The organism is Thalassospira lucentensis (assembly GCF_050516545.1).
GTDB lineage: Bacteria > Pseudomonadota > Alphaproteobacteria > Rhodospirillales > Thalassospiraceae > Thalassospira > Thalassospira lucentensis_C.
The window spans coordinates 4310900-4324676 of sequence record NZ_CP191544.1 but is presented as its reverse complement, the minus strand read 5'-3'; the positions used below and the strand labels follow the sequence as shown (position 1 = coordinate 4324676).

At 52.2% G+C, this 13777-nt stretch carries 14 protein-coding genes and 1 tRNA gene; 7 read left to right on the top strand and 8 right to left on the bottom strand.

Annotated features, from left to right (window positions below):
* Positions 1-25 precede the first annotated feature (25 nt).
* Positions 26-1456: an NAD(P)-dependent oxidoreductase gene (locus tag ACQ0MK_RS19770; protein ID WP_350041718.1), complete on the bottom strand. Its 1431-nt coding sequence runs from the start codon at positions 1454-1456 to the stop codon at positions 26-28.
* Positions 1457-1720: 264 nt separating this feature from the next.
* Between ACQ0MK_RS19770 and ACQ0MK_RS19765 the strand changes: the two genes are divergently transcribed.
* Complete coding sequence (locus ACQ0MK_RS19765; RefSeq protein WP_350041719.1) at positions 1721-2551, top strand: undecaprenyl-diphosphate phosphatase; 831 nt, start codon at positions 1721-1723, stop codon at positions 2549-2551.
* Positions 2552-2583: 32 nt separating this feature from the next.
* Positions 2584-3129 carry a GNAT family N-acetyltransferase gene (locus ACQ0MK_RS19760; protein WP_430474071.1) on the top strand — a complete coding sequence of 182 codons (546 nt, stop codon included), beginning with the start codon at positions 2584-2586 and terminating at the stop codon, positions 3127-3129.
* Here ACQ0MK_RS19760 and ACQ0MK_RS19755 read toward each other — a convergent pair.
* Positions 3126-3401, bottom strand: a complete 276-nt coding sequence (locus ACQ0MK_RS19755; protein WP_350041721.1) for a DUF3572 domain-containing protein — start codon at positions 3399-3401, stop codon at positions 3126-3128. The two genes, ACQ0MK_RS19760 and ACQ0MK_RS19755, sit on opposite strands and share 4 nt — an antisense overlap.
* A gap of 20 nt (positions 3402-3421) precedes the next feature.
* Positions 3422-3811, bottom strand: a complete 390-nt coding sequence (locus ACQ0MK_RS19750; protein ID WP_350041730.1) for a hypothetical protein — start codon at positions 3809-3811, stop codon at positions 3422-3424.
* Between the two features lie 299 nt (positions 3812-4110).
* On the opposite strand from ACQ0MK_RS19750, the gene ACQ0MK_RS19745 reads away from it, so the two are divergent.
* Entirely contained in the window at positions 4111-4848 is a 738-nt protein-coding gene (locus tag ACQ0MK_RS19745) for a transporter substrate-binding domain-containing protein (RefSeq protein WP_350041722.1), read from the top strand.
* A gap of 279 nt (positions 4849-5127) precedes the next feature.
* Here the strand turns inward: ACQ0MK_RS19745 and ACQ0MK_RS19740 are convergent.
* A tRNA-Leu gene (locus ACQ0MK_RS19740) sits at positions 5128-5215 on the bottom strand.
* Between the two features lie 222 nt (positions 5216-5437).
* Between ACQ0MK_RS19740 and ACQ0MK_RS19735 the strand changes: the two genes are divergently transcribed.
* The 3 genes from ACQ0MK_RS19735 (at position 5438) to ACQ0MK_RS19725 (ending at position 7980) form a co-directional block, all read left to right on the top strand.
* Positions 5438-6838, top strand: coding sequence for a hypothetical protein (locus tag ACQ0MK_RS19735; RefSeq protein WP_430474070.1), 1401 nt, complete (start codon positions 5438-5440; stop codon positions 6836-6838).
* Between the two features lie 153 nt (positions 6839-6991).
* A complete protein-coding gene (bluB, locus tag ACQ0MK_RS19730; protein ID WP_430474069.1) occupies positions 6992-7687 on the top strand; it encodes a 5,6-dimethylbenzimidazole synthase in 696 nt (231 codons plus the stop codon).
* A 41-nt stretch (positions 7688-7728) separates the two neighbouring features.
* Positions 7729-7980, top strand: coding sequence for a hypothetical protein (locus tag ACQ0MK_RS19725; protein WP_430474068.1), 252 nt, complete (start codon positions 7729-7731; stop codon positions 7978-7980).
* A gap of 98 nt (positions 7981-8078) precedes the next feature.
* On the opposite strand, the gene ACQ0MK_RS19720 is transcribed toward ACQ0MK_RS19725, so the two are convergent.
* From ACQ0MK_RS19720 to mutT, 3 genes are all read right to left on the bottom strand, one after another.
* A complete protein-coding gene (locus tag ACQ0MK_RS19720; protein WP_430474067.1) occupies positions 8079-8429 on the bottom strand; it encodes a hypothetical protein in 351 nt (116 codons plus the stop codon).
* 92 nt (positions 8430-8521) lie between these two features.
* Positions 8522-9295, bottom strand: coding sequence for a competence/damage-inducible protein A (locus ACQ0MK_RS19715; RefSeq protein WP_430474066.1), 774 nt, complete (start codon positions 9293-9295; stop codon positions 8522-8524).
* 67 nt (positions 9296-9362) lie between these two features.
* Positions 9363-9794: an 8-oxo-dGTP diphosphatase MutT gene (gene mutT, locus ACQ0MK_RS19710; RefSeq protein ID WP_430474065.1), complete on the bottom strand. Its 432-nt coding sequence runs from the start codon at positions 9792-9794 to the stop codon at positions 9363-9365.
* A gap of 232 nt (positions 9795-10026) precedes the next feature.
* On the opposite strand from mutT, the gene ACQ0MK_RS19705 reads away from it, so the two are divergent.
* Positions 10027-10875 carry an alpha/beta hydrolase gene (locus ACQ0MK_RS19705; RefSeq protein WP_430474064.1) on the top strand — a complete coding sequence of 283 codons (849 nt, stop codon included), beginning with the start codon at positions 10027-10029 and terminating at the stop codon, positions 10873-10875.
* A gap of 66 nt (positions 10876-10941) precedes the next feature.
* On the opposite strand, the gene secA is transcribed toward ACQ0MK_RS19705, so the two are convergent.
* Complete coding sequence (secA, locus tag ACQ0MK_RS19700) at positions 10942-13650, bottom strand: preprotein translocase subunit SecA (RefSeq protein ID WP_430474063.1); 2709 nt, start codon at positions 13648-13650, stop codon at positions 10942-10944.
* Positions 13651-13777: the final 127 nt, after the last annotated feature.

The window sequence follows — 13777 nt, the reverse complement described above, 5'->3', positions numbered from 1 at the left end:
TCTCTCTCCTAATGCGGCAGCGGGCTTAAGCAGCAGCTTCTTTGCGCGCCAGCAAATATTCATCAATCCGGTCTGCCGCATCACGGCCATCGCGAATTGCCCAAACCACAAGCGATGCACCACGGGCAATATCACCAGCAGCAAATACACCATCAAGATTGGTCATCATGGAACGGAAGTCGATTTTGACGGTTCCCCAACGTGACACACCAAGTTCCGGCGCATCAAACAAGGTCGGCAAATCTTCCGGCTCAAAACCAAGGGCCGTAATCACCATGTCGGCATCCATGGTATAGCTCGAACCTTCGATGATTTCCGGGCTCTGACGGCCACCGGCATCCGGTGCGCCAAGGCGCATCTTGATCGCGCGCACGCCCGTTACCTTGTCGTCGCCAACAAAGGCTTCCGGGTTGGTCAGCCAGACAAATTCAACGCCTTCTTCTTCGGCGTTGGCCACTTCGCGCTGTGAACCGGGCATGTTTGCACGGTCACGACGATAAAGACATTTAACCGATTTCGCACCCTGACGGATCGCCGTACGGACACAGTCCATCGCGGTATCACCACCACCGATCACGACAACATTCTTGTCCTTGGCATTCAGCGTTCCGTCGTCATAGGCCGGAACATTATCGCCAAGACCCTGACGGTTCGACGTCGTCAGATATTCAAGGGCTGGATAAACGTTGTTCAGGCCAGCACCGGGCAATTTCAAGTCGCGGGCTTTGTAAACGCCGGTCGCGATCAGAACGCTGTCATGTTTTTTGCGAAGATCATCAAGGGTGGCGTCACGGCCGACTTCAAATTCGGTATGCATGACAACACCGCCCTCTTCGAGCAGTTTCACACGGCGTTCAACAACGTCTTTTTCAAGTTTGAAGCCCGGAATGCCATAAACCAGCAAACCACCGATGCGGTCATAACGGTCATAGATATGAACTTCATATCCTTTAAGACGCAGCTGTTCGGCTGCAGCCATCCCGCCGGGGCCACCACCGATAATGCCAACAGACATACCGTTTTCTTTGGTCGGTTTGGGAGCCTTGACCCATCCGTTCGCAAAGGCCGTGTCCGTAATGTATTTTTCGACCGACCCGATGGTGACAGCACCATGGGTTGACTGTTCAATGACGCAATTGCCTTCACACAGGCGATCTTGCGGGCAAATACGACCCGTGACTTCCGGCATGTTGTTGGTGGCAGCCGAGATGGCATAAGCCTCTTCAAGGCGCCCTGCGGTCGTCAGGCTAAGCCAGTCGGGGATATTGTTGTAAAGCGGGCAATGCGCCTGGCAGAACGGCACACCGCACTGTGAACAACGCGACGATTGATCAGCAGCGGAGCTATCCTCGAAAGGCTCATAAATCTCGTTAAAATCCGTGCGGCGTGCGGACGCCTCTCTTTTGTGCGGATATTTTTGTTCGAGATGAACAAATTTCAGCATCTTTTCTGTCATGACGGCCCTCTGGAAGGGTTTTATGTTGCGGGTTTCGCCTTGTATACGTGGCAAACACGCAAGAATCTAGCACAAAATAGCTGATACGACAGAAATACTGACCTAAATATCCATACTATTTTTCAGGTCTTCGGGATTACCCTGCCAAATCCCTCGGCAATAAAGTTTCAATAGTACCAAAATGGTACTATTAATGCATTTCGCGCAAATGCGCTAAACTGCTATAAGCGATGAGTTTTTCCGCGAACAGCCATAGAGGCCAGAGTGACCCTACAGCACATAATTCTTCTGGCGGTCGTTCAGGGGATCACCGAATTCCTTCCGATCAGCTCATCTGGCCATTTGGTTCTTGCTCCTGCACTAACAGGAAGCCCGGATCAGGGTTTATTGGTAGATGTCGCCGTCCATATCGGGACTCTGGCAGCAGTATTGATCTATTTCTGGCGTGATGTGTTTGCCATGCTTGGCGGATTCGTTCTGTTGCTTACCGGGCGAATCAACGCGGGGGCGCGTCTTGCCCTTCATATTGTTCTGGCAACCATTCCGGTCGTTGCGATTGGCTTCTATTTCAAAGTCTCGGGCATTGAAGAACAGCTGCGCTCGATCGAGATCATTGCCTGGACCACGCTTGGCTTTGGCATTCTGCTGTGGATTGCCGATAAGATCGGGATGACGATCAACCGTCTGGAACATATGCGCTGGGGCGGCGCCCTGTTCATCGGTCTGGCACAGGTACTGGCCCTTATTCCCGGCACCAGTCGTTCAGGCATCACCATGACGGCCGCACGTTTCATGGGGTATGAGCGATCAGATGCCGCCCAGTTCTCCATGCTGATGTCTATTCCGGTTATACTGGGTGCTGGCCTTCTGGCCGGTATTGATCTGCATCAGGGGGGCAATATTCAGCTGAACAAAGACGTTCTTCTTGCTGTTGGCCTGTCATTTGTCACCGCCCTGATCGCGATCAGCGTTCTGATGAACTGGCTTAAACGATCCACCTTCACGCCCTTTGCCATCTATCGCGTTCTGCTTGGCATCGCAATTCTGGTCTGGATTTACGTTTACGACAGTGCACCGTTACCGTTCCTAAGCTAGTCACACCCTACCGACCAACCGAGTCCTAGCCTATGTATTTGCGCCCTCTTGATCCGGTTGCCGATGGACCGGCATTGCATGTCATTTTTGGCGATCCGCAATGCTGCCTTTGGCTTCCTGATCCAGCTTTTCCCGATGTCGATACAACCATCGCCAAACTGAAATTATGGACTGACGGGTTTGAAGAAACATCGTGGGTGATCACGCAATCACCTGACGGCCCTGCTCTTGGCCGGATTTCGTTTTACAATACTGGTCGGGATAAGGACGTTTGGGAAGCGGCCTGCATGGTATCGCCACAAGCCCGCGGGCAGAACTATGCCGCACGCGCGTTATCTGTTGCGATCAAACATCTGTTTTCGACCACAACAGCACGGCGCATCTATGCCGATATTGACCCGGACAACCATGCTTCAATGAAAACGTTCGAGAAATTGGGATTCACCCAAGAAGGCGTTTTGCGCGGCGAATGGGAAACCCATATCGGCATTCGTGATTCGGTAATTTATGGCCTGCTCCGCACAGACCTACAGCCCGACATAGCCCCGGAACCAACTATGATTGGGCGCGTGCGTTAATCCTGCCAGATCGGCCCGCCCGATAAGACAATCTGTGCGCGTGCCGGGTCTTCGGGGGCATAGTCCGCATCTTCGACAAAGCGCATTAAAAACGGTTCGTGCGACAGCAGAAAATCAAGCGCGCCACGTTGCACTTCGTTTGATGCAATCCCGGCCCGTAAGTCATCAAGCCCCATGCCCGTCTGTGCAACAAGGCCTTCCAGCAGTTCATCATCACCCGCAATGTGGGCAATGGCGCGAATGGCAAGCGTTTCCGCAGCTTCTTTGTTCATATTACGTTACGTCCGAGAGATTATTTAAACCAATTTGCCTTGGCCATCGCCCGCCAGATCACGAGTCCGGCAACCACAATGACCCCGGCGGCAATACCACCAAGTCCGTTACCCGCAACCAGCACCAAGCCCCAGAACCCAACCGTCCCGAAACCAATCGCAAGACTAAGGAAAGCTGACTTTGTCAGGGTGTCCTGATTTTTCTGGGCAGCTTCAGCACGCTTAAGCTCGTCGACGATCTCGTACCAGGCAATCTGCTGCCAACGGGAATATTTAAGCCCCTTGCGCGGACCTTTGCGCAAGAACTCATCAAGCTGCTTGACGATATTCGCCGCGCGTTCTTCCGGCACAACATATTTGCCAAACCGTTCTTTCTTGCGCGGGCCTTCGTCTTCTTCTTTCTCGATCATATTCACTGGATCACTTCCGCCTTGGCGTGCAACACTGCATCACCTTCTGGTTTTAGCCCCAACGAATTTAAATCCGGTAAACCAAAACCATATGTGCATTCCGTCACAGCAAAGACGAATAGTACACGTTAAGTGCCTGCAGAATTTAATTTCGCGACACGATCTGGATGAAACGGCGATAGAACAATGACTTCGCCAATGGCCAACCATCACGCTATTACTTTTGCCAACGCCACGCCTAAAAACAGTCCAGGATCAGTCATACATACATACTAGATGACAATAATTTGGATCGGCAGATGCTGCGCACGCTTGGAAGTCTTGGATTTCTGCTTGTTATTCCCTTTTTTACGCCGTCAACCGGACACGCGTCCGATGATAACAGCATAGAAATCATCGCATCTTGCAGCCCCTGGCCACCATATGTTGTCGACGGGGCAAAGCCGGGCGGTATTCTGGTTGAATATGTCGAAGAATTGCTGACATCGTTCGGCTACAAACCCAAAATCGAAATTTACCCGTGGAAACGTGCCATTGATGCCGCGCAAGACGGCGCCATTGATGTGATCTTTTGCGCCGAGTCCGGTCAGGCAAACGCCTATGGGTTAAACTATGAATTCCCCATTTTGATCAGCGACACCATATTGCTGTCTCACCGTGAATTTCCGCTTGATGCCGGCCAATTGTGGGATCACCGCATCGCTGTCGGGGCAGGATATTGGTACGGAGATGTGTTTGAAAGTCGGCGCAAGGATGTTGAAACCATCGAAGTCGTCGATGACCTGACCATCTTGCGCATGGTCGCAAGCAAACGTGCGGATGCCGGTTTGATGGAAAAGGCTGTTGCCGACAACCTTATCCTGACCTATCCGGAACTTGGTGATATGCTCCATATCAGTCGTCAGCCGGTGGCAACCCAGACATTCTATTTCGCGACGTCTCCGGAAACGAAAATAGACATACGTAGCCTACGCCGCCATTTGGCTGTGGCAAAACCACTGCCAATCGTGCAGCAAATTAATCCGGATACATTTTAAGGCTGGGATCATCGCAACTTTCGTCGCGATGATGGATCCTCACAGCGTTTAGGCAACGACCAGTGCTGTGACGGCGATAATGCCGAATGCGATCAGATGGATCATCTTCATTCTCCTGAATTTGCGCAGCGCAAATGTCGTCCCAACAGCAGCAAAAAGCACCTGTTACAGGACGGCGAAGAACCTGTTTGCACCGGAAAACAGGTTTTTTAATGGCACCGTTCAAACCGATAGATGCCCGTCATCTCAGATGTATCGTGGGAATTTAGTCGGGGGATATGGTGCGGGCGGCCGGACTTGAACCGGCAAAGCCTTTAGGGCCGGCGGATTTTAAGTCCGCTGCGTTTACCAATTTCGCCACGCCCGCAAAGCGCGTGAAAGCCAGCTTTCCAACCGGCAGATCAGGGTTCTAGCGCGACTTTAAGATCGGTGCAACATCCTATTGCCGGTTTCCTGATTACCCCGCCTTTTGATCGGGCCCGATCACTTTCCCAACCCCAATTGCAGCACGATTGCCTGCCTTTCTCCACATTCCTTGCACTTTTCCCGACCATAGTGAACAGCCTCAACAATCAAAGCGCTGTTATTCATGCACAAGGATCTGAAAACTGCACTGACAGCGACAGTGTATCTGGCAAGTGTTGGCCTGTTTCAGCACTATGGCATTATTCCGCGCTTCTTGCCGCTGGCCTTGGCCCGCGAAGATGGCGCACGTCCTGATGCGCCGATCCTGCGCAGCGAAACCCTTAACCGTGCCCATAACCGCCGCCGTCATATGGACCGTCTTTACGACAAGATGGACGATGATCTTTATGACACGACATTTGCGCCGCTTTTTCTGGAAAATGCGCTTCCTTCCGACGACCCATCGGCAAGCAGACTTCAATTCGGTTCGACCGACGACATCCTGCAACAAGCTTTCAGCGGCCGCGCCGCCCTGACATCGCTTGCGGGCAAGATTGATTTTGACAGTGCCGCGGGCACCTTCCCAACCCAGTCCCGCACCTTCCGCACACCCATCAGCATCTGGGTGTCTGGCAACATTACCGACCTTGAAAACCGCATCACCGGGTCCGGTTACGATCCGGGGTTAAGTGGTGATACGGTATCTATTGACAGCGGCGTTGACTATTTGATTGATGACGGGCTTGTTTTGGGGCTTGGTGTTGGCTGGGGCAGCACGCTTGGCGAATCGGCTGCACGACAATTGCGCTATCGCGAAAGCAACTTGTCCGTATCACCCTATTTCGTTGCTCGCATGACCGACTGGCTAAACCTGCGCGGCAGTCTCAGCATGGGCAAAAGCACGATCACGCAATCAGCCATCGGCACAGTCCCCGACGACCTGCGCTATGCGGAAACCCTTGGCAGCAGCACCATCTCCAGCACAATCGGTTTTGGCTCAAAATATGAATTTGGCATCCTGCCTGTCAGCGTGGAGCTTTATGGCGACATGATCACGGCCCGCGAATATGTGCAGAACGCACGCGCAGATGATGGCTCCATGATCTTTGGCAATACCGCAACAACACGCCTGTTTGATGCCGGGGCTGAAGGACGTTATCGCCTGCTTATGGGCGATCACGTGATCGTCCCGTTTGCCGGACAGGAACAAACCATATCAATGATGAACCAGAATTACGGGCGCAGCGGATCGACACGCTATTACGCCGGTTCCGAATATGCTTATGAACCCTTGAATTTCGACATGAGCATTCAGGGTTTTCGCGAAATGGCCACCAACGCCGACCTTGTTGAAGGCATCCGTTCCCAGTTCGCCTTAACCCACGACTTGCCGCGCGGATATGCAACACTTCAGCCTTTTATCAATGTCGAAAGTACCAATCTCTATATCGATACCGGGGGTGGGATGACCTATGACTGGGGACGCATTCCCGGCCAGGTCAACTTTGAAGTCCGCCGCAAATTTACCTATGAAATCCACCATCGCGATTATACCGGTTTGGTCAGCATCGATTTCCCTTTCTAAACCCGGCCTTGTTTCGTAACCACAGCCGAGAAAATCAACGCGATTCTATGAAGCTTTTGCCCGGATGCGTATCTTGCTATTGGCGTTCACCCCTGTGACGAGTAGGGTGCAAAACATAATGAACATATACGCCAATTCCAGCAGGCCTGCGCCATGACCGAAACTGATCGACAAGACGCCAGCGGCACCAACGGCACCAAAAATGCTGACGTTACCCCACCCGTCTTTGACCAAGCTTTCCAAAAGCAATTTATTGATCTTTTGCTATGGCGGCGCGATGTCCGTCGGTTTCGCACCGATGCCATCCCGCAAGCGGACATCAATGATCTGATCAAGGAAGCCTGCCTTGCACCGTCGGTTGGCAATTGTCAGCCATGGCGCTTTGTAAAGGTCAATGACCGGGCGCGCCGCAAGGCCATTCGCGACAGTTTTGAACGGGCCAATGCCGAAGCCCTGAACGAATATCACGGTGAACGGGCCAAGCTTTATGCTTCGCTAAAACTACAGGGCATGGATCAAGCCCCGGTACAATTGGCAGTCTTTGCCGATGAAGAAACCGAAGCTGGCATGGGCTTGGGCCGTAAAACCATGCCGGAAATGCTTGATTATTCTGCGGTCGCAGCAGTGCAATTGCTGTGGCTGGCTGCACGGGTAAAGGGCATCGGGGTCGGCTGGGTATCGATTTTGGAACCGGAAGTGGTCGGTAAGACGTTGGACGTCCCGGATCACTGGCGCCTGATCGCTTATCTTTGCATCGGCTATCCCGAAGAAGACCATGTGGTGCCCGAACTGGTGCGCGAAGGCTGGCAGGACCGTATTGATCCAGACGCGCTCACCCTTGAACGTTGATCCGATCCACACTTAATATTTCAGAACACAAGGATATCAGGATGTCTGCGGAAAACAGCCAACCGACCAACCCCGAACAGCCCGAAAAAAAAGGCCTGCCCAACAAGGTCTACTTCAAGATCATGGGTTACTTGCTGACCGCAGCCTGGGTTGGCTTCATTTTGGCCGCATCCGGTGGTGATACCAACCATCCGTTGTTTGATTATATCTTTGTCGTGCCATTGGCAGGCTGGATCATCGGCATGATTATCGCGCGGATCATTACCAAGAAAACCGGTGCTGACCGTCCTTAAGACCATAAAACAACAGACTAAAGGCGCCGAAATGGCGCTTTTTTTTTCGTTTCAAATGCCTTGCCAACTGACCCGTTCATTTTGGACCGTCAACGATCCTAATCGTCGGGATTTTGTTCCCGCCTACGCTCATCGCGGTAATGATCATCATCGGAAAATCCGCCAAGCGTCATGATACCAATCCCAAGACTGATCCCGCCAAATGTGACGAACAGCCCAAAGAACAATAAGAATATAAAGATCGGCGCATCACGTGATGCCATCGCAAGGCTATAAATCCCGCCAATATCGAAAAACAACACCAGCGCCCCAAATACCAACGCACCAAACCCGCCATAGGCCGTGTGTTCGATCATAAAACGCACAATCGACCGCGCTTCACGCGACGCTTTGCTATTGCGAACTTCATCTTCTGGATTTGGGTCTTGGCTTGGATCGTTGGCTGCCATGATCTTATCCCATCAAAGCTCAGAACAAACCTATCAGACTGCCCGGCTTGATGTTTTGACCAAACGCAATCGACCTAACCCACCTGTCGTGATCAGGCGCCGGTTGCCTCGACCGCACCTGTATCCTCGATCACCTCACGACCACCTTCAATGATCGCTAGGCGAACGCGTTCTGATGCCTGATTAACATCATCTGGGTTTTCTCCACGGACCACCAATGTAGTGCCAAGTTTACCTTCGCGCAGGAACGGATAAGACCCGATGTCGGTTTGCGGAAAATCAGCCTGAATTTCGGCCAGCACCTTGGCGATTGCGCCTTCGGGGATATACCCACCGACCGACCGCGACATCATTGGCTTGCCACCGATCAATTGGTGTTTAATCCCTTGGAACATCACCTGCATGATCATGGGCACACCGGCCAGAACATAAACGTTTTCCATGCGGAAACCCGGGGCCTTGGAAATCGGGTTTTGCACCAGCTCCGCCCCGACCGGTACATGCGCCATGCGCAGACGTGCTTCATTCAAGTCTTCGGGGTTTTCATAATGGCTTTTCAGCAATGCGTGCGCATCTGCGTTCAAGGCGTTTTCAACCCCGAACGCCTTGGCAATACAGTTTGACGTAATGTCATCATGGGTCGGGCCGATCCCGCCCGTGGTAAAGACATAATCAAACTTCGCCCGGCATTCATTGACGGTTTCAACGATGGTGTCTTCGATGTCGGGTATGACGCGGGTTTCAGCCAACCGCACGCCGATCTTGTTCAATTCTTCTGCCAGATAGGGCAAGTTCTTGTCATGGGTGCGACCAGACAGGATTTCATTGCCAATAATAATCAGACAGGCCCGTACCGGATCAGACATCACATCCCCATAACTTCAATCGAGTTTTCTCGTTTCATAAACCATACGTCGCAAAGACGCGCGTGGCTCACAGAAAATCGCGCAACATCGCAACAAGCGGCACATCAGCCGGCGGCATCGGGTAATCCCCCAACCGCACCGGACGCACCCATTTAACCTGCTGGCCTTCCATCGGGGTGATTTCCCCCTTCCAGACGCGGCACAAATAAAGCGGCATCATCAAGTGAAAATCATCATAGGTGAAAGACGCAAAGGTAAAGGGTGCCAGACAGCTTTCGGTGATATCAATGCCAAGCTCTTCTTTAAGCTCACGCACCAAAGCCATTTCCGGGGTTTCCCCGGCTTCGACCTTACCGCCGGGAAATTCCCAAAGGCCCGCCATGGATTTACCTTCCGGGCGCTGAGCGATCAAAACGCGATGATCGGCATCGACCAGCGCCACCGCACTGACAAACACCGTCTTTTCCGGGGTTTTACCCTGCCGCAGGTCAACCGACATGCAGCCTTTATCTGGTTGTACTATTGTCATGGCACTGTTTTATCGTGCGCCCCGCCCTTCGCCAAGTATAGAAAAAGTCTCAGCCCCACTTTACCAAACTCATAAACTTTCAAACCGTTGCGCGTTTCCCTTCGTAAACAAGCTATGTCTTTATAATTCAACCAAACAGGCTGCTTGAATGCCATCTTTTTTACCCCCAGTCCGTCCGCGCCAACAGGGAAGAAAGCGCTTTTTGACCCTTGCGGCTAATTCGATTATATCGGTCATTCTGCTCGCGGGCTGTGACAAGCTTGGTGCATTCAATCAATGGCAAACTGGCGATTACCAACCCGATATTCATGATCTGCCTTATGGCAGCGACACACGACAGGTTCTTGATGTCTATCTGCCATCATCATCCGCGCAGCCTGCCCCATTAATTATCTGGTTTTACGGCGGGTCTTGGGATTCCGGGAACAAAGCCAAATACGCATTTGTCGCCAAACGCTTTAATGAACTTGGCTATGCGGTCGCCATTCCAGACTACCGATTGGTGCCAAAAATCCATTTCCCGGCTTTTATCGAAGATGCCGCATCGGTCATTGCCTTTATGAAGGATTATGCGGCCTCAAACCCCGATCAACTCACCGACGAACCGGTCATGTTGGCGGGGCATTCAGCGGGTGCATATAATGCGGTTCAGGTTGTCGCAGACCCGACATATCTGAAAGCTGTTGGATTAAATTCCCAACATATCGTCGGGATTATCGGTCTGTCGGGTCCCTATGACTTTCATCCCTATGATGTCAGCGCGACCGAGATTGCCTTTGGCAACACCCCGGCACACCAAAGCCAGCCGGTTGAGATGGATCTGACGCACATGCCGCCACTTTTGCTGATCACAGGCACGCGCGACACGACTGTGCTACCACGTAATTCACGCCGGTTGGCAACCCTTGCCCCAAAAACCAATCTGATTGAAATCAAGGACACCGGACATGCCGGAACCTTGACCGCATTGGGGTTTTATCTGACCACCGATCAAGCCGTTCTTGATCCCGTCACGGCGTTCCTAAGTACCAATCTTCCAACAGAGAACTAAAGCTTTCCCCAAACGAAAAACGCGCCCCAAATGGAGGCGCGTTTTTATCAATTTTACAAAGTTGGATCAGGCGATTTGACCGTGGCAATGTTTGTATTTCTTGCCTGATCCACACGGGCAGGCCTGATTGCGTGCAACCCGCCCCCAACTTGCCGGATCATTCGGGTTCACCGTTCCCGATGCCTGACGCGATTGAACGGTGGCACCTTCGCCGCCCTGTTCAACAGCTTCACCCGCACCGCGGTTTTCATGCATTTCCTGCTGCGAACCGCGTGGTTCAAGGTCTTCCTGTCGCGGTGTGGTCTGCAATTCAACATGGGACAACATCTGGGTCACACGTTCACGCAAAGATACCAGCATCGCTTCGAACATATTAAACGCTTCGCGCTTAAACTCGTTCAGCGGATCACGCTGACCATATGCCCGCAGGCCAATGCCCTGTCGCAAGTGGTCAAGTGCCAGAAGATGTTCTTTCCACGACTGATCAAGCAACTGCAGCACAAGGCTTTTCTCGACCTGACGCATGACGTCAGCACCGTAATTGGCAACCTTGGCAGCCATTTTTTCGTCAGCGACTTTTTCAATCCGCTCACGCATGACTTCCTGATCGATGCCTTCTTCCTTGACCCAATCTGCAATCGGCAGATCAACGCCCAGAATACGGGTGGTTTCTTCGTGCAGGCTGGCGACTTCCCATTGCTCGGGATAGACCTTGGCCGGGCAATATTTTTCAACCATGTCTTCGATGACTTCGGCACGCATGTCCGCAACATCTTCGGCAACATGCTTTGCCTGCATCAGATCGCGGCGCTGCTCATAAACGACCTTACGCTGGTCATTCATGACGTCATCAAATTTCAGAACGTTTTTACGAATGTCAAAGTTACGTGCTTCGACTTTCTGCTGTGCTTTTTCCAGCGCCTTGTTGATCCACGGATGGTAAATCGCTTCACCTTCCTGCAGACCCAGCTTCTGGAGCATGCCGTCCATCCGCTCGGACCCGAAAATGCGCATCAGGTCATCTTCAAGCGACAGATAAAACTTCGATCCGCCCGGATCACCCTGACGACCGGAACGGCCACGCAGCTGGTTATCAACACGACGTGATTCGTGACGTTCCGTCCCGATAACAAACAAGCCACCAGCTGCCAGAACTTTTTCCTGATCGGCTTTGACTTCGGCTTTGATTTTTTCAATCGCTGCCGCACGTTTGGCTTCGTCCGTCACGTTGCCAAGTTCATGTTCAACACGCATTTCAACGTTGCCGCCAAGCTTAATGTCGGTACCACGACCGGCCATGTTGGTTGCAATCGTAATTGCGCCCGGCGCACCGGCTTGGGCCACGATCAATGCTTCGCGTTCATGCTGCTTGGCATTAAGAACTTCGTGCGGAATTTTCTTCTTTTTCAGAAGGTCCGACAGAATTTCCGATTTCTCGATCGACACCGTCCCGACAAGGGCCGGTTGGCCGCTTTTATGGCACTCTGCCAGCTGTTCGGAAATTGCCACCCATTTTTCATTGGCGGTGCGATAAATTTCGTCATCCGCATCTTTACGCGCAATCGGGCGATGGGTAGGGATTTCAATGACGTGAAGCTTGTAGATTTCTTCGAATTCTTCGGCTTCGGTCATTGCCGTACCGGTCATACCGGCAAGGGTCGGATACAGACGGAAATAGTTCTGGAACGTGATCGAGGCCAAGGTCTGGTTTTCGTTCTGAATCTTGACCTGTTCCTTGGCTTCCAGTGCCTGATGCAGACCATCGGAATAACGGCGGCCTTCCATCATACGTCCGGTAAATTCATCAATGATGACGACCTTGTCATCTTTGACGATGTAGTCGGTGTCTTTCTGGAACAGCTTATGCGCCCGAAGTGCCTGATTGACGTGATGGACAAGATGAACATTGGCAACGTCATAAAGCGTGCCTTCTGTCAGGATTTCCATTTCCATCAAAAGCTGTTCGGCGTGCTCGGTCCCTTCTTCAGTCAGGGTTACCGCACGGGCTTTTTCGTCTTTCTCAAAGTCTTCTGCGATCAGTTTCGGGATCAGCGCATCAATGGCGCGATACAGCTCTGAACTGTCTTCAGCCGGACCGGAAATGATCAGCGGGGTACGGGCTTCGTCAATCAGGATCGAGTCGACTTCATCGACGATCGCAAAGTTGAACGGACGCTGCACCATGTCTTCAAGGCGGAACTTCATGTTATCGCGCAGATAATCAAAGCCCAGCTCGTTATTGGTCGCATAGGTAATGTCGCAGCCATAAGCAGCGCGGCGCTGATCGTCGGTCATGCCATGCATGATCACGCCCACTGTCAGACCAAGGAAGCCATAAACTTCGCCCATCCATTCCGCATCACGGCTGGCCAGATAGTCGTTGACCGTGACCACATGAACGCCCTTGCCTTCAAGCGCATTCAGATAAACCGGCAAGGTCGAAACCAGCGTTTTCCCTTCACCGGTTTTCATTTCAGCAATTTTGCCAGACGTCAGAACCATCCCGCCCAGCATCTGAACATCATAGTGACGTTCACCGCGCACACGTTTGGATGCTTCGCGAATGGTGGCAAAGGTATCGGGAAGAATGTCGGTCAGAGTTTCGCCATTCTTGAGACGTTCGCGCAGCCAATCGGTGCGGGCGCGCAGTTCGTCATCAGACAGCTTCTCGACATCGGGTTCCAGGGCATTGATTTGCTCGACCGTGGCCCAAAGGGCTTTGACTTCACGATCGTTAGCTGAACCGAAAATTTTCCGGGCAATGGCGCCGAGCATTAATACGTTCCTGAACAAATGAATAAAGACAGAATTAAGCACCGGCGGAAAGCCGAGCACGATCACAGATAGAACCCTGCCTGCCATCTGTCAACGGAACGAACCAATATCGCTAATGTTGAGCCTG

Coding starts and splice junctions, on each gene's coding strand:
- ACQ0MK_RS19770 (WP_350041718.1), bottom strand. CDS start 1,456: ATGACAGAAAAGATGCTGAAATTTGTTCATCTCGAACAAAAATATCCG.
- ACQ0MK_RS19760 (WP_430474071.1), top strand. CDS start 2,584: ATGTATTTGCGCCCTCTTGATCCGGTTGCCGATGGACCGGCATTGCAT.
- ACQ0MK_RS19755 (WP_350041721.1), bottom strand. CDS start 3,401: ATGAACAAAGAAGCTGCGGAAACGCTTGCCATTCGCGCCATTGCCCAC.
- ACQ0MK_RS19750 (WP_350041730.1), bottom strand. CDS start 3,811: ATGATCGAGAAAGAAGAAGACGAAGGCCCGCGCAAGAAAGAACGGTTT.
- ACQ0MK_RS19745 (WP_350041722.1), top strand. CDS start 4,111: ATGCTGCGCACGCTTGGAAGTCTTGGATTTCTGCTTGTTATTCCCTTT.
- ACQ0MK_RS19735 (WP_430474070.1), top strand. CDS start 5,438: ATGCACAAGGATCTGAAAACTGCACTGACAGCGACAGTGTATCTGGCA.
- bluB (WP_430474069.1), top strand. CDS start 6,992: ATGACCGAAACTGATCGACAAGACGCCAGCGGCACCAACGGCACCAAA.
- ACQ0MK_RS19725 (WP_430474068.1), top strand. CDS start 7,729: ATGTCTGCGGAAAACAGCCAACCGACCAACCCCGAACAGCCCGAAAAA.
- ACQ0MK_RS19720 (WP_430474067.1), bottom strand. CDS start 8,429: ATGGCAGCCAACGATCCAAGCCAAGACCCAAATCCAGAAGATGAAGTT.
- ACQ0MK_RS19715 (WP_430474066.1), bottom strand. CDS start 9,295: ATGTCTGATCCGGTACGGGCCTGTCTGATTATTATTGGCAATGAAATC.
- mutT (WP_430474065.1), bottom strand. CDS start 9,794: ATGTCGGTTGACCTGCGGCAGGGTAAAACCCCGGAAAAGACGGTGTTT.
- secA (WP_430474063.1), bottom strand. CDS start 13,650: ATGCTCGGCGCCATTGCCCGGAAAATTTTCGGTTCAGCTAACGATCGT.